This window comes from Planotetraspora phitsanulokensis (genome assembly GCF_016863295.1).
GTDB lineage: Bacteria > Actinomycetota > Actinomycetes > Streptosporangiales > Streptosporangiaceae > Planotetraspora > Planotetraspora phitsanulokensis.
This window is the reverse complement of record NZ_BOOP01000037.1, coordinates 68,355-87,629: the sequence shown is the minus strand read 5'-3', so window position 1 is coordinate 87,629 and position 19,275 is coordinate 68,355. Positions and strand designations below refer to the sequence as shown.

At 69.1% G+C, this 19,275-nt stretch carries 16 protein-coding genes; 9 read left to right on the top strand and 7 right to left on the bottom strand.

All coding sequences use genetic code 11. The annotated features are described in order from the left end of the window. Positions 1-70 precede the first annotated feature (70 nt). The 3 genes from Pph01_RS34360 to Pph01_RS34350 are packed head-to-tail and all read right to left on the bottom strand — an operon-like array spanning position 71 to position 3,137. Entirely contained in the window at positions 71-1,861 is a 1,791-nt protein-coding gene (locus tag Pph01_RS34360) for an ABC transporter permease (RefSeq protein ID WP_204077380.1), read from the bottom strand. A 5-nt stretch (positions 1,862-1,866) separates the two neighbouring features. After that, a complete protein-coding gene (locus Pph01_RS34355) occupies positions 1,867-2,607 on the bottom strand; it encodes an ABC transporter ATP-binding protein (RefSeq protein WP_204077379.1) in 741 nt (246 codons plus the stop codon). Next, positions 2,604-3,137, bottom strand: a complete 534-nt coding sequence (locus Pph01_RS34350) for a PadR family transcriptional regulator (protein ID WP_204077378.1) — start codon at positions 3,135-3,137, stop codon at positions 2,604-2,606. Before Pph01_RS34350 ends, Pph01_RS34355 begins: the two co-directional genes overlap by 4 nt. Positions 3,138-3,353: 216 nt before the next feature. Here Pph01_RS34350 and Pph01_RS34345 point away from each other — a divergent pair, with 216 nt between their 5' ends. The 3 genes from Pph01_RS34345 to Pph01_RS34335 all read left to right on the top strand — a co-directional run bounded on the left by Pph01_RS34345 (position 3,354) and on the right by Pph01_RS34335 (position 6,268). Further along, positions 3,354-4,241: a GNAT family N-acetyltransferase gene (locus Pph01_RS34345; protein ID WP_204077377.1), complete on the top strand. Its 888-nt coding sequence runs from the start codon at positions 3,354-3,356 to the stop codon at positions 4,239-4,241. Positions 4,242-4,436: 195 nt separating this feature from the next. Further along, the gene (locus Pph01_RS34340; RefSeq protein ID WP_204077376.1) at positions 4,437-5,348 is read left to right on the top strand and encodes an NAD-dependent epimerase/dehydratase family protein; all 912 of its coding nucleotides are present in this window, start codon (positions 4,437-4,439) and stop codon (positions 5,346-5,348) included. Next, positions 5,345-6,268 carry an RNA polymerase sigma-70 factor gene (locus Pph01_RS34335; protein WP_204077375.1) on the top strand — a complete coding sequence of 308 codons (924 nt, stop codon included), beginning with the start codon at positions 5,345-5,347 and terminating at the stop codon, positions 6,266-6,268. The genes Pph01_RS34340 and Pph01_RS34335 overlap by 4 nt, the downstream gene beginning before the upstream one ends. Before the next feature lie 204 nt (positions 6,269-6,472). Here the strand turns inward: Pph01_RS34335 and Pph01_RS34330 are convergent, their stop codons facing one another. Both Pph01_RS34330 and Pph01_RS34325 read right to left on the bottom strand, forming a co-directional pair. Next, positions 6,473-7,231 carry an SDR family oxidoreductase gene (locus Pph01_RS34330; RefSeq protein WP_204077374.1) on the bottom strand — a complete coding sequence of 253 codons (759 nt, stop codon included), beginning with the start codon at positions 7,229-7,231 and terminating at the stop codon, positions 6,473-6,475. A 12-nt stretch (positions 7,232-7,243) separates the two neighbouring features. Continuing rightward, positions 7,244-7,741, bottom strand: coding sequence for a carboxymuconolactone decarboxylase family protein (locus tag Pph01_RS34325; protein WP_204077373.1), 498 nt, complete (start codon positions 7,739-7,741; stop codon positions 7,244-7,246). Between the two features lie 225 nt (positions 7,742-7,966). Between Pph01_RS34325 and Pph01_RS34320 the strand changes: the two genes are divergently transcribed. From Pph01_RS34320 to Pph01_RS34310, 3 genes are all read left to right on the top strand, one after another. Next, the gene (locus Pph01_RS34320; RefSeq protein WP_239117226.1) at positions 7,967-8,845 is read left to right on the top strand and encodes an RNA polymerase sigma-70 factor; all 879 of its coding nucleotides are present in this window, start codon (positions 7,967-7,969) and stop codon (positions 8,843-8,845) included. A 140-nt stretch (positions 8,846-8,985) separates the two neighbouring features. Continuing rightward, on the top strand, positions 8,986-9,393 hold the full coding sequence (locus Pph01_RS34315) for a YciI family protein (protein WP_204077371.1): 408 nt from the start codon (positions 8,986-8,988) through the stop codon (positions 9,391-9,393). Beyond that, positions 9,390-10,535, top strand: a complete 1,146-nt coding sequence (locus Pph01_RS34310) for an RNA polymerase sigma factor (protein ID WP_204077370.1) — start codon at positions 9,390-9,392, stop codon at positions 10,533-10,535. The genes Pph01_RS34315 and Pph01_RS34310 overlap by 4 nt, the downstream gene beginning before the upstream one ends. A 4-nt stretch (positions 10,536-10,539) precedes the next feature. Here the strand turns inward: Pph01_RS34310 and Pph01_RS34305 are convergent, their stop codons facing one another. Then, positions 10,540-11,724, bottom strand: coding sequence for a coiled-coil domain-containing protein (locus Pph01_RS34305; RefSeq protein WP_204077369.1), 1,185 nt, complete (start codon positions 11,722-11,724; stop codon positions 10,540-10,542). Between the two features lie 910 nt (positions 11,725-12,634). Here Pph01_RS34305 and Pph01_RS34300 point away from each other — a divergent pair. The 3 genes from Pph01_RS34300 to Pph01_RS34290 all read left to right on the top strand — a co-directional run bounded on the left by Pph01_RS34300 (position 12,635) and on the right by Pph01_RS34290 (position 18,052). Next, the gene (locus Pph01_RS34300) at positions 12,635-13,078 is read left to right on the top strand and encodes a DDE-type integrase/transposase/recombinase (protein WP_204077368.1); all 444 of its coding nucleotides are present in this window, start codon (positions 12,635-12,637) and stop codon (positions 13,076-13,078) included. A gap of 592 nt (positions 13,079-13,670) precedes the next feature. Continuing rightward, a complete protein-coding gene (locus Pph01_RS34295; RefSeq protein WP_204077367.1) occupies positions 13,671-14,552 on the top strand; it encodes a hypothetical protein in 882 nt (293 codons plus the stop codon). Beyond that, positions 14,537-18,052: a DEAD/DEAH box helicase gene (locus tag Pph01_RS34290; protein WP_204077366.1), complete on the top strand. Its 3,516-nt coding sequence runs from the start codon at positions 14,537-14,539 to the stop codon at positions 18,050-18,052. Before Pph01_RS34295 ends, Pph01_RS34290 begins: the two co-directional genes overlap by 16 nt. A gap of 99 nt (positions 18,053-18,151) precedes the next feature. Here Pph01_RS34290 and Pph01_RS34285 read toward each other — a convergent pair whose 3' ends face one another. Beyond that, complete coding sequence (locus Pph01_RS34285) at positions 18,152-19,219, bottom strand: tyrosine-type recombinase/integrase (protein ID WP_204077365.1); 1,068 nt, start codon at positions 19,217-19,219, stop codon at positions 18,152-18,154. Between the last annotated feature and the right edge of the window lie 56 nt (positions 19,220-19,275).

Here is a 19,275-nt window from a genome sequence, read left to right as displayed (position 1 = left end):
GCGCGGAGCCGGCCCGGCGCGACGTGGGATCGGTGGTCACCCGACCGCACGATACCGGCTGGGGCGGACGTCAGGTCGCTTCGGCGCTGAGGGTCTGCGCCACCGACCGGCGGGCCGCCAAGCGTGCGGGCAGGGCGGTGAGTGCCGTCGTCGCCAGGAGGATCACGAGCGCGGCGGCGGCGATCCAGGAGAAGGGGAACGTGGTCGTCTCCCCGCACAAGAGAATGCCCAGGGGAACGCCGGCGACGGCGCCGGGCAGGGCGGGCAGAAGCTGGGCGACCGACAGCCCTGCGGAGATCTGCCCGGGGGTGGCGCCGAGGGTGCGCGCGACGGCCATGTTCGCCCGGGCTTCCATCGCCGTGGTCCAGGTGAGCGTGACGGTGTTCACGGTGGCGAGGGCGATCAGGGCGATGGAGACCGCCAGCAGCAGCCGGCCGTCGTGGTCGGCTTGCAGGTCGGGCACGCCGGAGAGGCCCGGGCCCCAGCCCTCGCGGTGCTGGGCGGGGCCCCAGCGTGGCTGGGCGTCGTAGATCAACAGGGCGGTGATCGCGATCAGTGTGACGGCGGTGGAGCACGCGTGCAGCACCGCGCGGCCCGGCCGGCGTGCGGTCAGCCGCAGCCCGAGCAGAAGCGGGGTGGGCAGCAGCGCGGACAGCGCGGTCAGCCGGGGGCGATGGCGAGGCCGGTGAGCGGTGACGGTCAGTGCGGTGACGGTCGCGGTGCGCACCGCCCGCAGCGTGGGGCGTAGGGCGGACAGCGCCGCCACCACCACGGCGAGGGCTGCCGTCGCGACGATGACGGTGCCGGTCGGCCCGCCGACGCCGCCGATCCGGCTGGCGGTGGGGCTGGCGATGGCGGGCTCGGCCAGGCGGGCGAGCACCAGCCCGAGTGCGTCGGCCAGCAGCGCCAGAGCCAGGTATTCGGTGAGCAGGACGGCGGCGATCAGGCCGGGGGTGGCACCGACGGCCTTGAGCAGTCCCGCCCGGCGCGTCTGCTCGGTGGCCCGTCCCGCGGCCAGTGCGGCCACTCCGGTGATGGACAGGAAGCTGAGCAGCCAGCTGCCGACCACCAGGACCGGCTGGGTGGTCCTGAGCATGACGGCGTCCTGGTCGGCCTTGAACTGCCAGCTGGAGAAGTTCACCTTGGTGGTGAAAATGTGGCGGTGGGCGTCGATGAAGGCCTGGGTGGCGTCGGGGTCGCGCAACTTGAGGTCCAAGGCCACTGTCACCGGGAGATCCCGGGATGCCAGTGCCTGTGCATCTGATCGGGTCAGCCAGACCAGACCGCCCCCGTCACTCGGGCCGCCGCCCGGTCCGATCTGCGGAGCCCACGGGAAGATGGAGGTGGCCGCGGTCACGGCGATCCCGACGACGGGGAACGACCGGCCGGAGATGGTGACGCGGTCGCCGACGCGGGCGCCCAGCGCGGTGGCGAAGCCCCGTTCGAGAACCGCGCCGCCGGCGCGTACCCAGTGGCCCGAGGTAACCAGCGGGCGGTCGACCGTGCCGGGTGTCTCGGCGGCGCCGTGCACCACCACGAGCGAGGCGGAACCGTGCGCGGTGAGGGTGGCGTAGACGATGCGGTACGGACCGTTGTGGGCGACGACCTCGGGAGCGTGCGCCAACGAGGCCAGAGCCGGGGCCACGGCGGGGCCCGGGTCGGGGGCGAGCGCCACCACGTCGGGCCCTGCGGTGGCCGCCCGGGTCTGCTCGTACAGCCTCTGGGTCGCCCCGCCCAGGGACAGGCCCAGGGCCATGGTGGCGGTGGCGGCGGTCACCGCCAGCAGGAGCATCGCGGCCTGGGCCCTGTGCCGGCGGACGTCGGCCAGGACGAGTCGGAGGACGAGCGCGATACGGCCCATGTCGTTCAGCCCTCCAGCCCGATCAGGCCGCCGAGCCACCCGGTGGCGCTGCCGGCCAGCCGGGTGTCGTCGACGAACATCCCGTCGCGCATCGAGATCAGACGGTCGGCGGTGGCCGCGACCCGCTCGTCGTGCGTGACGATCACGAGGGTCTGCCCCGCCGAACGCAGCTCTTCGAAGATCCTCAGCACGTCGCGGGTGGCCGCGCTGTCGAGGTTGCCGGTCGGCTCGTCGGCCAGGACGACCAGCGGCTCGTTGGCGAGCGCGCGGGCGATGGCGACCCGCTGGCGTTGACCGCCGGACAGCTGCGAAGGAAGATGCCGGCCTCGGTCGGCGAGCCCGACCCGGTCCAGCAGGAGGTTCGCGCGCCGCTTGGCCTCGCGCCGTGAACGCCCGGCGAGCAGTGCGGGCAGTTCCACGTTCTCCGCCGCCGACAGCTCCTCCATCAGGTGGAAGGCCTGGAAGACGAATCCCACCGAGCGGCGCCGCAGCCGTGCCAGCGCCCGCTCGCTCAGGGTGTCGACACGCCGCCCGGCCAGCCACACCTCCCCGGCGGAGGGCCGCTCCAGGCCGCCCAGCAGGTGCAGCAGGGTGGATTTCCCACAGCCGCTGGGCCCCATCACCGCCAGCGTCTGCCCCTCGGGGACCTCCAGGTCGACCTCGTCGACCGCGCGGACCCGGCCCTGCCCCCGGCCATGGTTTTTCACCAGGCCGTGAACCCGGACCGCCGCATTCGCCACGTTCATGCATCCTCAGCTTCGTCATCGACCTTGGACCAGGCTCGCTCGCAGGCCGCCAACCAGCGCAGGTCCGCCTGCAGCCGCAGCACGACCCCTTCCAGCAGCAGGACGGCGGCCGAACCGTCCGGCTCGGCCAGAACCGCTCGCTGCGTCTCACGCATGCGGCGCAACAACTCACGGCGCTGCGCCGCCACGAGCTCGACCGGGTCGGCGAGCCCGGCCGCGGCCGCCGCGACGAGCTTGAGATGGAACTCCGCCAGGTCCGGTTTCGGCCAGCTCACCTCGGTCAGCCACGTGGCCACCCGCTGCTGCCCGGTCGCCGTCAGCGCGTAGACCTTGCGCTCCGGGCGATCGGGAAGACCGTCGGCGCGCTCGCAGACGACGAGCCCCGCCTTCTCCAGCCGGGCCAACGTCACATAGATCTGACCGGGGTTCATCGACTCGCCCAGCGGGCCCAGGCTCCGCTGTAGCCGAGCGCGCAAGTGGTACCCGTGCGACGGCTCTTTGGCGAGCATCGCCAGCACTGCGTCCTGCACTGCATCCCCCTAACGGTTAGCCAAATAGGTAGCGGTTAGCCGTAAGAGGTGTCAAACGCGGCGATCCGCCGTACGGCCCTCCGTTGAGTCCCCAGTCCCGATCAGCCCACTTCAGTGGGGTGGCGGCGTCCTCGCCGGCGGTCCACCTGTATGTCGGACCGGCCTCAGGAGAAATCGCGTTGCCCGGCGGAAAGCCGGTCGGACAGCATGGGCGCCATGCGACGCCGTGAGCACGCCGGTCCTGTGGCGCTGCGCGCCATGCAGGGCCTGGCCGTCCAGTGTTTCCCGGCGGCCGGATACCGGCACATCGGTGACCTCACGTGGAACTGGTGCCTTGCCCTCGACCGGGCCGGGGAATGCCCGACGGCGATCTGGACCGAAGGCGACACGGCAGTCGCGTGGGGCTGGCTGGATCTGCCCGGCGAGCTGATGCTGCAGGTCGACCCCCGTCACCCGGGGCTGGCCGATGAAGTGCTCGACTGGGCCGAGCGGACGGCCGACGGCCCGCTGACCGCGGAGGTCGCCGAGACCGAACCGCATCTGGTCGCGGCGCTTGAGCGACGCGGATACACCCGTGCGGCCGACGGCCCGTTCATGGTGTGCCTCGGCCGTCCGCTCGCCGATCTGCCGGCGGTGCCCGACCTGCCGGACGGTTACACGGTCCGTGCCCAGCGGGACCACGCCGACGTGGCCGGCCGGGCCGCGGCCCACCGCGCCGCCTTCGGATCGACCCGGGTCACCGCCGGACGGCATGCCCGGATGAGGGACACCTGGCCATACCGTCCCGAACTGGATCTCGTCGTGGTGGCGCCGGCCGGCGGGGTGGTGGCCTACTGCCAGGGCTGGTACGACCGGGCCAACCGGACCGGCGAGTTCGAACCGGTCGGCACGCATCCCGGTCACCGTCGGCTCGGCCTCGCCCGCTCCGTGTGCACCGCGGTGCTGCACGCTTTCGCGGCCGCCGGAGGCACGCGCGCCGTCGTCTACGCGCGCGGCGACGACGCCTATCCCGTGCCCCGACGGCTCTACGAGTCGATGGGCTTCGGCGCGTACACCCGCACGCACACCTACACGGGTCCCCGGAGGAGGTCCCCGAACGTGTGATCGCCCACGGCGAGGAAGCGGCGGGAAGCTAGCCCTCGATCCACCTGGTCGCCCGCCATCCCTGGATCAGCCGGCGGGCGTGGATCCCCCGCCGACGATGGTTTCTCGACTGACTTGCCGCTACTTGTCACAGATTGTCGCGCTGTTTCGTCTCGGGTCTCGTAGGCAGGTCCCGATATGAGGAAGGTGACGGTCATGCGAGTGTTCGTGGCGGGCGGAGCCGGGGTGTTGGGGAGGCGGCTCGTGCCGCAGCTTGTGGAGCGTGGCCACCAGGTGACGGCGACGACGACGAGCACGGCCAAGCTGGGCCTGCTGAAGCAGTTGGGCGCCGAGGCGGTCGTGATGGACGGGCTGGATGCGAGGTCGGTCGGCGAGGCGGTGGCTCACGCCCGTCCGGACGTGATCGTGCACCAGATGACCGCCATCTCCGGCAAACCCGACATCAAGCACTTCGACCGCTGGTTCGCCGTCACCAACCGGCTGCGCACCGAGGGGACGGACCACCTGTTGGCCGCCGCCCAGGCGATCGGTGTGGCCCATTTCGTCGCGCAGAGCTACGGCGCTTGGAACGGCATCCGCGAGGGTGGATGGGTGAAGTCCGAGGAGGACCCGCTGGACCCGACGAGCACGGGCAAGGGGGCGGAGGCGATCCGCCACCTTGAGGACGTCGTCGTCCAAGCCGGTGGCGCGGTCTTGCGATACGGCGCGTTCTACGGGCCGGGCGCCACCGACGATCAGGTCGAGCTCGTGCGCAAGCGCCAGTACCCGGTCGTCGGGAACGGCGGCGGCTACAGCTCGTGGGTGCATCTCGACGACGCGGCGAGCGCCACCGTCCTGGCCGTGGAGCAGCAGGCCAAGGGCGTGTTCAACATCGTCGACGACGAGCCGGCGCCGGCCCGCGAATGGCTGCCCCACCTGGCCGCGTGCGCGGGGGCCAAACGGCCGATGCGGGTCCCCGCGTGGCTGGCCAGGCCGGTGGCCGGACAAGTCGCGGTGATGATGATGACCGAGGGACGCGGCTTCTCCAACGCCAAGGCCAAGCGGGAGCTCGGCTGGCGGCTGCGCTACCCCTCCTGGCGCCAGGGCTTCAAGGAGGGGCTGGCGTGACCCGGGCTGAGGAGTTCGAACAACTGCGGCCGCTGCTGTTCTCGATCGCGTACCGGATCTTGGGCAGTGTGAGCGAGGCCGAGGACGCGATTCAGGACACCTGGCTGCGCTATGAGGCATCCCCGACCCAGCCCGCCTCGGTCAAGGCGTTCCTGTCAGCCGTGGTCACCCGCATCTCGATCGACGTGTTGCGCTCGGCTCGCCTGCGGCGGGAGGAGTACGCGGGGCAGTGGTTCCCCGAGCCGTTGCTGACCGATCCTTACGAGGATCCCGAGCGGTCGGCGGAGCTGGCCGACTCGGTGTCGATGGCGGCCTTGTTGCTGCTCGAGCGGCTCAGCCCGCTCGAGCGGGCGGTCTTCGTGCTGCGGGAGGTGTTCGGGTTCGGCTTCGACGAGGTCGCCTCAGCGGTGGGGCGGTCGGAGGCGGCGTGCCGCCAGCTCGTGGTGCGGGCCCGCCGCCACATGGGCGAGGGACGCGCCCGGTTCGTGGCCGACCGCCGCGAGCGAGAAGTGCTCGCCGGGCGATTCTTGGACGCCTTCACCAGAGGCGACGTCGCCGGTCTGCGAGAGCTCCTGGCCGCTGACGTCCACATGGTCGGCGACAGCGGCGGCAAGGCCCCGCAATGGGGCAAGGGCGTCTTCGGCGCGGAAAACGTGGCGCGGGTGCTGGCCACGATGGCCTCGCCGTTCGTCCAGATCGGCGGTGTGATGGAACCACACGAGCTGAACGGCCAGCCAGGCGCGATCTTCCGCGACCGGGACGGCAAGGTCATCAACACCATGACGCTCGACATCCTCGACGGACGGATCCAGACGATCCGTACGGTGCTCAACCCCGACAAGCTCGAGCACCTGGGCCAGGTGGCGGACGCCTGGGCAGTCCTCCGCGAGGCGAACCAGGCTCGCCGACACACGGATTGACGACGGGCCACGCCCCCTTTCAGGCGTACTCGCGTTGCCTGAAAGGGGGCGTGGGCTGACAAGCATCCGAGCGAAAGTCCCGTTAGGCAGACGACTCACGTAACGATGAGTCCCCGAGGGCAAGGTTCGGAGGTAGCCCTCGTTCTCGAGGCTCCGGGCCGTGAAGTTCCGAGAACAAGGGCAAGGCCGTGCCGTACGGCCTGCTCAGGGTTGGGTGTCGAGCCACTCCTGGAAGGTGGGTCCGGCGAGCTTGGCGTGTGGGCTGGGCAGGAACCCGCCGTTGGCGGCGATCTCGGCATCGGGCATGCCAGAGCCGTCGACGCCGACGACCTTGATGCCTCGGCGGGCGCCGAGGAGTCGGGCCGCCTCGGCCATGCTCTCCTTGCGAGGTCCGGCGATCTCGGGGATCGGTGTTCCTGGGGCGGACGCGCCGGGGTCGGTGGCCAGGCCGACCAGTTCCTCGGCCACGGTGCGGCAGGCCACGAGCTGGGTGGGCAGGTTCGGGATGTAGGCGACGCCGCCCTGTCGCCAGTCCAGGAGCTGACCGACGAACTCGTGGAACTGCGCGGCCCGCAGGATGCGGACGGGGAGCGGGCCGGACAGGAGGAGTTCCTCGTGCACCTTCTTGGCGGCGACGAAACCGGCGGTGGCCTTGTCGACGCCGATGATGGACGCCATGGCGATCTGGGCGACCCCCGCCTTCTGGCCCGCCTCATGCAGATTGCGGGCCGACGTGCGGAAGAACTCCGTCGCCGCCTCCTGGTCGGAGGAGTGCCACGAGGCGACGTCGATGATGGCCTCGACCCCGGTGAGGGCCTCGGCGAGGCCCTCACCGGTGATGATGTCCACGCCGGTGGCTCGGGACATCGGCACGACCTGGTGTTCCCTCTCAGCCAGGACGTCGACGACGTGGCGGCCCAGCCGCCCGGTTGCTCCTGCCACCGCGAACTTGGTGATGCTCATGCTGTGCCCTTCCTACTCGCTGTAGTTCTGGCCGGGGGGCATGCCGGGGATCGGCTTGGCGATGAGAGCGGCGGGGGTGAAGAAGCCGATGTGGGCGATCGCCATGATGAGCGACCACATCGCCTTGTCGTCGTAGTGCGCGGACGCCTTGGCGTACAGCTCATCGGGGACGCGCTCCCCGGACGGGTTCGGGGTGAGGACCGCCTCCACGAGCTCCAGCGCGACCCGTTCGGCGTCGCTGAAGTAGGTGGCGTCGTGCCAGGTGGCCACGGCGGTGATGCGCTCCTCTGATTCCCCGATCCTGCGGAGGTTGCCGGTTTCCCGGATGGTGAAGTACGTGCTGCCGAGCATCTGCCCGGCGCGCAACTGCAGCAGGTGGATGGTGACCTGCGGAATCGAGCCGTTCTTGATGACCTTGTGCAGGCCTTCGCCGACTACCGCCATCTCGGGGACGAACGGGAGGGGGTTGGGCATGCGCGACCGGAGGTTGGTCGTCGTGGGTGTGGCCATGCTGCGACTTCCTTACTCGTGGTGGTGCGTCGTAACGAGCAAGAGATCCCGGCGTCCCGCTCCTTGTGACAGCGGGATCCATGTGACATGAACCACCGATCGTCGGTGTCACAGAGCGGCGGGGACCGGGATCGTATGGATATGGCACGGTCGCGACCGAACAGGCAGGAACCAGCGATGAGCGAACGAACTGGGCAACCGACGGCCACAGCTCGTGGCAGTCGCATGGACGCGGCCACCGAGGCGTTCGTCGCCCACCGCAACCTGCTGTTCACCCTCTCCTACGAGATCCTCGGCTCCGCCACCGACGCCGAGGACGTCCTGCAGGAGACCTGGCTGCTGTGGGCGGGCGTCGACCTCGGCACGGTGCTGGACCAGCGCGCATACCTGATCAGGATCGCCACCAGGCAGGCGCTGAAACGACTGCGCACACTGGGCCGGCGAAAAGAGACCTACGTCGGGCCGTGGCTACCCGAGCCGCTGCTGACCACGCCGGATGTGGCCGAGGACGTCGAACTGGCCGACAGCGTCTCGATGGCGATGCTGCTGGTGCTGGAGACGCTCGGGCCGACCGAGCGGGCGGTGTTCGTGCTGCGCGAGGTGTTCGATCTGGACTACGACGAGATCGCCCAAGCCGTCGGCAAGAGCCCTGCCGCGGTACGCCAGATCGCCCACCGGGCACGGGCGCACGTCGCCGCGCGCCGGCCACGCGGCACCGGCTCCCCGGCCGAGCACCGGGCCGCGCTCCAGGCTTTCCAACGGGCGGTAGAAACCGGCGAGCTGCAGAGTCTGCTCGACATCCTCGCGCCGGACGTTGTCGCCCTGAGCGACGGCGGCGGTGTCAAGCATGCCCTGCTGCGGCCCATTGTGGGGGCTGACAACGTTGCTCGCCTGCTGGCCCTCGGCTGGTGGAAGCGCGACGCAGAAAGATCGGTCGAGCTGGTGCAGATCAATGGCGGCCCGGGGCTGCTGGTCCGAGTTGACGGCGAGATCGACGGCGTGGTGGCCGTGCGAATGGAGAACGGGTACGTCACCGGCGCCTACCACGTGCGCAATCCCGAGAAGTTGTCGCGTATTGAACAGGAGACCGCTGTGACCCGCTGAGCTTTGCGAGACCGGCGGGGCTGGAAAACAGCGGCGGCGACGAAACTCATTGCGCATCGGGTGTCGAGAATGTGTGGTCGGCTCCGTCCCAGGGACACGAGTGGCCACGACGGGCCGCGCGACGAAGAAGGAGAACCACCATGAAGTACCTGCTTCTGAAGCACTACCGAGGTGGCCCGGCCCCCGTTGTCGACTGGGCGCCGATGGAGCAGTGGACGCCGGAGGAGGTCGACGCGCACATCCAGTACATGCGCGACTTCGCGGCCCGATTGGAAGAGACGGGCGAGTTCGTCGACGAACGAGCACTCGCGCCCGGGGGCGCGTTCGTGCGGTACGACGGCGAGGGGCGCCCACCGGTGACCGATGGTCCGTTCGCCGAGACCAAGGACCTCATCGCCGGCTGGATGATCATCGACGTGGAGTCCTGGGATCGCGCGGTCCAGCTGGCCGGGGAGCTGTCCGCCGCTCCCGGCCCCGGCGGCGAGCCGATCCACGAGTGGCTCGAGGTTCGGCCCTTGCTCACAGAGTCGCTTACGGTGACCGAGTGAACGAGTTGCTGCTGCGGGAGCTCGTGCCCGCGGTGATCGGTGTCCTCGTCCGGCGCGGAGCGGACTTCGCGTCAGCCGAGGACGCCGTGCAGGAGGCCCTGATCCGGGCGCTGGAAACCTGGCCGGACGATCCACCGCGCGATCCGAAGGCATGGCTGGTCGCGGTCGCGTGGCGCAGGTTTCTCGACGCCGCCCGTGCCGAGGCGTCGCGGCGGGGGCGGGAACTCGCCGTGGAGGTCGAGCCTCCCGCCGGTCCGGCGCCGGCCACGGACGACACGCTGCGGCTCTTCTTCCAGTGTGCGCACCCCACCCTGCCGCGGAGCTCGGCCGTCGCCCTGACGCTGCGCGCGGTCGGTGGGCTGACCACGCGGCAGATCGCGACGGCATACCTCGTCCCGGAGGCGACCATGGCGCAGCGGATCAGCCGGGCCAAGCGGCGGATCGCGGGGCTGCCGCTCGACCAGCCCGGCGATCTCGAGACGGTGCTGCGCGTGCTCTACCTCGTCTTCAACGAGGGCTACGGCGGAAACCTCGACCTGGCGGCCGAGGCGATCCGCCTCACCCGCCAGCTCGTCGCCTTGACCGACGAGCCCGAGGTCGCCGGGCTGCTCGCGCTCATGCTGCTGCACCATGCGCGCCGCGCGTCTCGGACCGGCCCGGGAGGTCGTCTGGTGCCCCTCGGCGAGCAGGACCGATCGCGCTGGGACACGGGCCTGATCGCCGAAGGGGTGACGATTCTGCAGGCCGCGCTGGCCCGCGACCGGCTGGGCGAATACCAGGCGCAGGCCGCCATCGCCGCTCTGCACGCGGACGCCCGGAGCGCCTGCGAGACGGACTGGGTGCAGATCGTGGAGTGGTACGACGAACTGCTGCTCCTCACCGGCAGCCCGGTGGTGCGGCTCAACCGCGCTGTGGCGGTCGGGGAGGCCGACGGACCGCAGGCCGGTCTGGCGGCGCTGGCTGACGTGAACCCCGACCTGCCCCGTTACGCCGCGGTGACGGCATACCTGCACGAACGCGCCGGAGGCCTCGAGCATGCCGCCGAGCTGTATGCCGAGGCCTCGCGCGCCGCCACCAGCGTGCCGGAGCGCGACCACCTCACTCGAGAGGCCGCACGGGTACGGCAACTGCTGCGACCGTGACGTCCTACTGGAGGTCGCGCAGGCGCAGCTCGGCGATGATCGCCCTCTCGCGCAGTTCGGCCGCCTCCGCTCGGGCGGCCTCGAGCTGGGCGCGCACGTCCGAAAGCCGCGACCGCTCCAGCTCCAGCTCGGTCGCGATCCGTTCCCGCTGCGCGCCGGCCGCGCGAATCTCTTCGGCCAGGCGGTCCAGCTCACCGGCGGCCTCTTTCGCACGTGCGGAGGCCTGCGCGGCCTCGGCGACGGCCCGGCCGGCGTCCGCGACGGCAACCGCCCGTGCCGTCTCGGCCGCCTCCGCACGCTCGAGCGCCTGGTCGCGTTGTGCCTCCGCCACCCCGACCGCGCGGTCGCGCTCGGCTTCGGCACGAGAGATCGCGCGGTCCCGCTCAGCCTCCGCGGCCTGAGCACGGGCGAGGGACGCCGCGCTCGACTGCTCGGCCTCGCGCCGGGCGCGCCGCGCCAGCTCGCTCTCCTTCCTCGCGCTCGCGGCCTCCGCCTCCGCCCGCTCCCGTTCCTTGAGTTCCTGTACGGCTTTCGCCTCGGCCTGCCGTACGTCATCGGTCGCCTTGTCGACGCGCTCGGCGAGCTCGCGTGCGGCCTGGTCGCGGGCGGTCTCCGCAAGCTCGGCTCTGCGGTGGGCCTCCTCGGCCTCCTGCCTGGCCCGCCGTTCGGTGGCCGACGCCTCCCGTAGTGCCGCGAGCGCCTGCTCACGTGCGGTCTCGGCGTCGGCGAACGCTCCGTCACGCTCGGAGTGGGCCTCCTCGGCCCGCATGCGGGCCTCCTCCGCCTCGCGCCTGGCCTCCTCGGCGGCCTCGCGTGCGATGCGCACCTGGGCCAGCGCCTGCTCACGCTCGGTATGGGCGACGGCAACCCGGGTGTGGGCCTCGGCCTGCACCGCGCTGAGCTTCGCCTCCACCCCGGCCGGGCTCAGCTCCTCGGACAGAACCTGCGCGAGCGGCGCGACGGCCTCCGCGAGGCCCTTCTCCATCCGGTCGTAGAGATCCTCGACGCGGGCGAGAGCGCCGTCGAGACCCGGCGTGGACCGCCGCACCTCACGCCGCCGCTTGGCCGCCGCCTGGCAGTCGCCGTCGGGACAGTACTCCTTGGGTCTCCCCCGCCCTGCTCGCTGCTCGATGGCGGTGCCGCAGTGCTTGCACGCGGTCGTGGCGGGAGTCGGCGCGGGGGTCGTCACGGCGTCAAATCTAGCCAATTTCTGAATTTCTGGAAATAGAAATCCAGAAACAGTGATCCCTTGCGGCGATGCGGATGGGCGTCACTTGGGAGATGTTCAATTCCCGCAAGTTATCAGTCTGAGACCTTTCTCCTCATGGATGAGACTTGTTGAGATTGGTCATTTCGCTGACACGGCGTTTCGTCACTTGCTGTCAGTCGGTTCGTCACGTCGTGTCAGTGGGGTGCCACCGACAGCGCCCTCTAATGCCATGGTTTGCCCCGATTGGTAGTCGGCTCCGTGATGACAGGGCCCGGGCGCCTGGACAACCGTCGGGGACGAGGGGGCTGCGAGGCTCGGTGCCTGTGCTGTCACGAGGTGACGAAACCCAGTGTTGTTTCGTGACCATTGAGCTGCGACCTGGGTATTCGCCGAGGTCGGTCAGTGAATTTGGTCATGTGATGTCAGCTGTAGGCCATGCGCGAGCCTTTGCTTCGGTCGTATCCGGGGGAATCCTCGTGTTGAGCGCGGCCGTTCTGGCAGGGGAAACGCCGGGGTTTGTCAGTGGACGCAACCCAGCGATAGGCATCCAGGCGTCTGGCCGAACTGTGGGAGCGAGGTTTGGAATGACGCACCTGCCCATTTATCCCAGCGTGGGATGCCCATGAGACATCCCTAGCGGTTCCACCGAGAGCTTGTCAGTCGACACATTGAAATCAGCTTCACTGACACTCCAACGTTCTGGAATCCCAGAATCTCAAAGACCGGTGCGTTGCGACGGCAGCCATCGTGATGGACTACATGGCCACCAGATCAGACGGCCTGCGTTTCGGACCCCACGGGGGCAGGCATCGACGCGTCTGTTCAGACGTAGGCCGGGGAGTCCGACCTGCTAGACCTGCGGAGGTAAGCGGCAATGCATGGAACGCTTGTGGATCAGGGGTACACGCGCTGGCAGGTGGAGATCTTCACTGGAGGCTATCTGGCCGACCAGCGCGCGTTCCAGATCTTGGTAGGCATCGCTGAGGACACCGGCTACTGCGTGATGGCTGAGGTGGTGGCGCGGCCGACTGGGGCGACGGTATGTCAGGCCTTCACCAAAGCGCTGCGGGAGTTTGGTGTACCCGCTGAGGTGCTGACCGACGGGGGTGCGGAGTTCACCGAACATGTCTCCCGGATTTGTCGGGACAACGGAGGCGTTCACCGGCCTGCCAGCCCGCTGGTGCCGTCGTCCAAGACATTGGTCGAACGGTTTGGCGGAAACCTGCTCCGACAGCTGGATTGCCGCGTCGTTTCGTTCGCTGATCTCAGCGCAGCGCAGGCCGCGGTGGCTAAATGGGTGGCGAGATACAACGCCACGCGCCAGTTTCAGTAGAAAGGTCCGCAAGCAGTGCGTGGGGTCAGTACACCAGTCCGATAGCCGACCGTGATGAAGCGCAAGAGCGGCTCCCTACCGTTCTACGGCCTGTTGACCCGCTACTCAGAGGCAATCCAGTTAAAGGGTCCAGGCCGATGCCGACGAGTCCTCGGCGGCCGCCGTCGGTTCCCCGACCGGCAGCGGGCGGGGCATGTGGATGCGGTCCGTCGGTTCAAGGCGAAGATCGTCGAGTTGCGTCAGCTGGAGTGCCCGTTCGATCGGTCGGGCGGCCAGGAACTTCGATCTGACCGAGACCGCGGTGCGGGACGGGGTCTACCAGGCCAAGGTCGACGCCGGAGTGCGTGAGGTGCCGACCAGCAGCGAGCGCGTGGAGTTGGCCGCGTCGCGGAGGCAGAACCGTCAGCTACTGGAGGACGTCGGCATCCTCAAGCGAGCCACGGCTTCTGCGCGTGAACGCGGGGATCAACGCGTAAATGCAGGACGGGTCCGGCATTTCGACAACAGTGCTCGGGGCGAGCCCTAGGCTGGCGTCATCCAGCGGCACGACCGCTGACCCGAGCCTGTGTCGAAAAGCGTTGGAGTTCGAGGGATGACGTTCGTCGAAGCAGAGCCTCCGGCGACCGCGACCCCGGCACCAACATTGACTGCTCTCCTTGCGGTGCAGGAGAGCCCTGCAGGCTCCCTGGTGGAGTATGTCATCGGCGGGCAGGAGTTGACCGGCGCGAAGCGGGAACTCGCGGCGCAGATGCTTGCCGAGGATGCGATGCAGATCCGTTGCGGCAAGGCATCCGTTCTGGACAGGTGGCGTGCCCGCCGTGACGGCGGCCCGCGGGAGACCGGCGCACGTTCGCGTGCCGTTGAGGTGTACGTCAAGCTCGGGTTTGGGCTGCCTGACGCACCGGCGAATGACGACCATCTTCAGGGGCTGGTGGCCGAGCTTCTGTGGAACCGGCTCGTGCAGGAAAGGCTGGTCTGTCGTGACGGGCGTCGGCTCGTCCATGCACACCCGGTCAAGGCCGACCCGCTCGAGACGGGGGGAGACGGCCTGCTTGTCTACGCGAACGACACCGGCACGCTGGTCTTTCGGCTATGGGAGATCAAAAAGCACGACTCGCAAGCGAAAAAGGTGTCCGCAACCATCGGGCGGGCCAGCAAGCAGTTGTCCAGCCGAGGTCAGGAATACCTCGCCAAGCTTGCTGGGCCGGAGACTGTCGAGCAGGAGGGCCCGCTTGGCGACCTGTACGCCGACATTGTCGAGTTGTGGCTCGATCGCAGCGAGCGGGCCGGCGCCGGCGTGTCGATAGGCACATCCAAGCAGCACGCGCCGACTCGAGCGAGTGCCTTCCGATCCCTCGCGACGGCCTTCCCGGATTTCACGGAGCCTGGGCAGATTGAGAGCATCGTGGTGGCGGTGCCGGAGTTTCCCATGTTCGCCGCACGCGTCAGGGAGATTGTGTGGAGCGGGCTTTAAACCTCCAGCTGCTGGCGGCCGCGCTGGGCGGGCGTAGCGGGATCCCGACCGCGCAGGAGCTCCAGGAGCTGATGGCTGCCATCGAGGTCCAACTGGTTCTGCGTCGGGCCGAGATCCCGCAACGCGTGCTCGACGCCGCTTGGTATCTACACGCCGTGGCGTCGGTGGACCAGGCTCGAGAACGTTACACCGCGGCCCGGCAGCGGCAGGCATTCCAGGTCAGCGCCCACATCTTCGACCTCGCGCTCAACCAGGACGGACACAACCCAATCGATCGGCTGTCGTTCGGATTCGCGGCCGCGATCGGCTATCGTCGCGGAGGGCGCGATCCGAACGCTACCGCCATCATGAACCGGCTACGGGCCGACCTCCATGTTGAGCGTCCCCTCCTGGACCACATTGACACCCTCGCTCTCGAGGCGGGGCTCGCACTGCTCGGGTTCGAAACGCGCACCCTGTTTCGGTGGCTGGCCACCTGGCGGCGCCAACTGGCCGAACTGGCCCAGGCTTCTGGGCTCCAAGACCTCACGACGACTGCGTTCGGCCCCACCCACATGGTGGTACTGGGCGCCGATGATCTTCTTGCGTACTTCGCGCACGGCGACCGCGCCCGTCTCGACCGAGGCCGCACCCGGCTTCGAAGCGCCGCCGTCGGGCAGGCGGGCCCAGGCGACCTCAACGCCCGTTGGGTGGCGGCGCACCTGCTCAGTCTGGCAGGCGAAGCCGAAGCTGGATCGCTGTGGAACCCGAACGTGTTGCCGCCCAGCGTGCCCGACCTTGTCCGCCAGGCGTTCACGGTCGGCAACCCGCCGGTGCTGACGCTGTGGGAGCCGCAGCGCGAACTGCTGACCGGTCCGCGATCGCCGTTTGATCCGCAGGTGCGGCGCGTGGTCCTCGCTGTCCCCACCAGCGGCGGCAAGACGCTGCTTGCCCAGATGCTGGCCGTGGAGCACCTGGCACGGGCCGGCACCGGCGTCTGCTATGTCGCGCCGACCCGTAGTCTCTGCCGTGAGGTTCGCCGGGCCATGGGCAATCGCGTCCACATTCTGCAGAAAGAGACTGGCCCGGACCGGCCCGACTTTCCTGCCGTGTCGGAGCTGTTCGTGGGGCCGGCCGACCCGCGACCGGCCGATGTCGAAGTGATGACGCCCGAACGATTGGCTAATCTGCTGCGGCACGACGCTGGGGCGGTGATGGCGCGGTTCGGCATGTTCATCTTCGATGAGGCTCAACTGTTGAAGGAAGGCGGCCGCGGATTCACTCTTGAGTCCACGATCGCGCTTTTGGACTACCTCAGCCGCGAGACCGGCCACCGGATCGTGCTGATCTCCGCAGCGATGGGCAACGCCGGCGCGATCGCGCAGTGGCTCAGTACAAACGGCCCGGCCTTGCGGCACGAGTCCCAGTGGCGGGGCCCTCGCCGGTTGCATGCCGCCTTCACCACCACGGCGCATTTCGAACTGACTCGCGCCGAGACTGTCCGTGGCGCCCCGAAATGGCCGTACCGGTTAGTCACTCCCCTCAGCGGGCAGATCCGTCTGCGCATGGCTGATGGCCGCACCACCATGCTGTCCACTGAGGGCGACACAGGCTGGCGCCTGGTGCGGAAGGCCAGTACCTCCGACCTTGTGCAAAGCAACCTCAGCATCGACGATGGCCGCTCGACCAAGCGATACACGATCGCCAGCGAGATGATCGTCGAACTCGGTCATGGCGGGTCGGTGCTGGTGGTAGCCGGTACCCGGTCCCTGGCCCAGTTGCTCGCACAAGCGTTGGCCGACCAACTTGACGAACTCCCCGGCACGGCCCCGTTGGTCGACTTTGTTCGGCTTCAGCTGGGGGATGATCATCCTCTGGTCGCCGTCCTTCGGCACGGCGTCGGATTCCACCACGCCGGGTTGCCAATCGAAGTCTTGGAGGCACTCGAAGAAGCGGTCCGCGATGACACGTTGCCGTACCTGACCTGCACGTCAACGCTCACCGATGGCGTTAACCTGCCGGTGCGCACCGTCGTCATCTACGACCAGACATACGCAGGGCAAGCCGAGGACGCCAAGTTACGCGGTGCCCGCCTCGTCAACGCGATGGGGCGCGCCGGGCGCGCCGGCAAGGAAACCGAAGGCTGGATCGTCTTGGTGCGCGCCGCTCCGCCCACCGAAAGGGACTTTGAGGACCTGAACCCTGACGCCGAAGCGCTCGCCGTTACCTCCTCGTTGACCACCGAGGAGGCCCTCCACGCGTTCGCGGAACTCGAACAGGCCGTCCGCCTCGACGAGGACGCGCTGTTTCGTGCCGCGGATAGCGCCACTAGCGACTTCATCGGCTTCGTGTGGCTTGTCCTTGCCATCGAAGAGGAACGCGGACTAGACCCGGCCGCTGTCGATGTCGCCAGCGTCGTTGACTCGACGCTCGCCGCTCAGTCGCCACAGGCACGCATGGCGTGCATGCCTGTCGCCCACGCTACCCGCCAGGCATACCTGCGGACCGACGGTGATGCTCGCCGGCGCTGGCCCCGCACGGGAACGTCCCTCGGCTCTGCTCGTGTCATCGACCGGCTTGCCCACCAGCTGGCCGAGACGATCCTCAGTGCGGAACGAGACGGCACCCTCGCCGATATTCGAAACCCGCAGATCGCGATCCGGATGCCGCACGAAGCCATCAACGAGCTGCTCCACCTGCCCGAAGCTCCGGAGTGGCGCTTCAGCGTCAGCCCTCGGGGCGCTGAGATCGAGCTCCGGCCGGCCGACCTTCTCGCCGATTGGCTCGCCGGCACCTCACTGCCCTCACTCGCCGCAACGCATCTTGCAGATGTTGTTCGCCCTGCTCAACGCATCGAGCAAATGGTCGACGCAGTAACCGAACACTTCGAGCATTACCTTGCGTGGACCGTCGGCGCTCTGGTCGAACTGGTCAACGGTCGGCTCCACGCCGCTGACAGTGAGCAACGCCTGTGTCCCGACCTCGGGAGCTACATCCGCTACGGGGTCGACGACGGCAGGGCGCTGATCCTGATGACTTCGGGCATCCGCTCACGCCGCCTGGCGCACGCCATTGTGGCTGACGTGCCGGACGACTTGGAGCCCACACGCGAGACGCTGCGGCTGTGGCTAGCCCGGATGGGTGTGGCCGAATGGCGGCTCCGTTATGGAGCATCGGCTTCGGAAGTTTTGGATCTGCTCGACTTCACCCGGCCGAAGGGCCGCAGCCTGTTGAAGACCCTTCTGGAGACCGGAAGCGTCAAGGTGGATCTGCCTGCCGTCACCTCCGAGCTGCCCGCCTGGGAGGGTCCGCTTACCCTCGATTTCGTGCAGGGTGAACCACGACCGCTGCCTTTGGCGGTCTACGCCGGTGCGCAGCGCGTCGTCACGGTCGCCACTCAAGATCACACAGATCTGTCCGCCGTTCTGGACGCCGGGATAGACATCGTCGTGGAGATCGATCGGCAGGCCTATGCGCCGAGCCTGTCGATCAGGCTTCCCTTCAGCGACGAGAACACGTGAAAAGAGGGGGCGCTGCTGCGCACGTGAAGAGCGCCGGATTGCCGATCCGGCTCACGTGCTAACGCGGAATGCCGTGCAAAAGGACCGGCGACGGGGCGTCTACGGCGCGGGATCGGCGTCGCGGACCGCGACGAAGGAAACCAGACGGGTCGCGGGGTGCCGGTCCAGGGAGTAGCGGGCGCGGTCGTAGGCGCGGGTGGTGCGTGGGTCGGCGTGTCCCATCGCGTCCTGCACGTCGCGCAGGGCCGCGCCGGCGTCCAGGGACAGCGTGGCGAAGGAGTGCCGCAGTGAATGCGGGGTGAGTTGGGACCAGGACGGGATGTCCGCCTGGCGGGCGATCCGGCGGATCAGCTTGGTGATCGCCCACCGGTCGAGGCGCCGGCCGCCGTGGTGCGGACCGGTCGGGCCGGTGACGAACAGCGGCCCGGCCAGTTGCCCAGGGGCGATGCCGGAGTTGGTGGCGCGGTCGGACAGGTAGCGGTCCAGCGCGTCCGCGATGGGCGGGGCAAGCGGGAGGGCCTGGCGCTTGCCGCCCTTGCGGGTCACGGTGAGGGTCCGCCAGCCGCGGTTGTAGCCCAGGTCGGCGATGTCGGCGTTGCAGATCTCCGAGACGCGGACGCCTTCGGTGAGCATGATGCCGAGCAGCGCGGCGGTTCGCAGTCGCACCGGCTGGTCGTCGCCCGCGGCCGCGGCGAGGAACCGGCCCGCCTCATCCCGGGACAGGCTGACCGTGCGGGAGACATCGCGGTCCACCTTGGGCCGGTCAACGGCAGCGACCGGGTTACGGTCGCATGCGTCGTTGCTGATCAGGTACTGGTACCAGGAGGAGACTGCGGACAGCTTGCGCGCCACGGTGGATGTGGCGAACTGGGTCGACATATCGACCTTGTAGAGGTCGACGTCGGCGCGGCGCACCGCCAAGGGGTCCAGCCGGCGAACTGCACACCAGGTCAGCCAGCCGTTCAAGTCGGTGTGGTAGGCCGCCGACGTGGCCGAGGAGGACCGCGATTCCAACCAGATCGCCGTCAGCCGGTGAACTCCGTAAGGACTGGCCAGGTCCACCGCGCCAAGTGCAGGCAGTGCGGCGACCGCTCGGGCGAGCGCAGCCCTCCGCTGGTTGGGCGGTACCGCGGGAGAGCGGGCGTCGATCTCCGTCGTCGTCCGCATGAGGGAGCGGGAGACCGCCTCTGCGGGACCTGGGTGCCTGTCGCCTCCGAATTCGA

Bases quoted from the DNA above. Each gene is read 5' to 3' on its own strand.
- Pph01_RS34315 (WP_204077371.1), top strand. From the start codon at position 8,986: ATGAAGTACCTGCTTCTGAAGCACTACCGAGGTGGCCCGGCCCCCGTT.
- Pph01_RS34325 (WP_204077373.1), bottom strand. From the start codon at position 7,741: ATGGCCACACCCACGACGACCAACCTCCGGTCGCGCATGCCCAACCCC.
- Pph01_RS34320 (WP_239117226.1), top strand. From the start codon at position 7,967: ATGGACGCGGCCACCGAGGCGTTCGTCGCCCACCGCAACCTGCTGTTC.
- Pph01_RS34355 (WP_204077379.1), bottom strand. From the start codon at position 2,607: ATGAACGTGGCGAATGCGGCGGTCCGGGTTCACGGCCTGGTGAAAAAC.
- Pph01_RS34285 (WP_204077365.1), bottom strand. From the start codon at position 19,219: ATGCGGACGACGACGGAGATCGACGCCCGCTCTCCCGCGGTACCGCCC.
- Pph01_RS34295 (WP_204077367.1), top strand. From the start codon at position 13,671: ATGACGTTCGTCGAAGCAGAGCCTCCGGCGACCGCGACCCCGGCACCA.
- Pph01_RS34345 (WP_204077377.1), top strand. From the start codon at position 3,354: ATGCGACGCCGTGAGCACGCCGGTCCTGTGGCGCTGCGCGCCATGCAG.
- Pph01_RS34360 (WP_204077380.1), bottom strand. From the start codon at position 1,861: ATGGGCCGTATCGCGCTCGTCCTCCGACTCGTCCTGGCCGACGTCCGC.
- Pph01_RS34330 (WP_204077374.1), bottom strand. From the start codon at position 7,231: ATGAGCATCACCAAGTTCGCGGTGGCAGGAGCAACCGGGCGGCTGGGC.
- Pph01_RS34340 (WP_204077376.1), top strand. From the start codon at position 4,437: ATGCGAGTGTTCGTGGCGGGCGGAGCCGGGGTGTTGGGGAGGCGGCTC.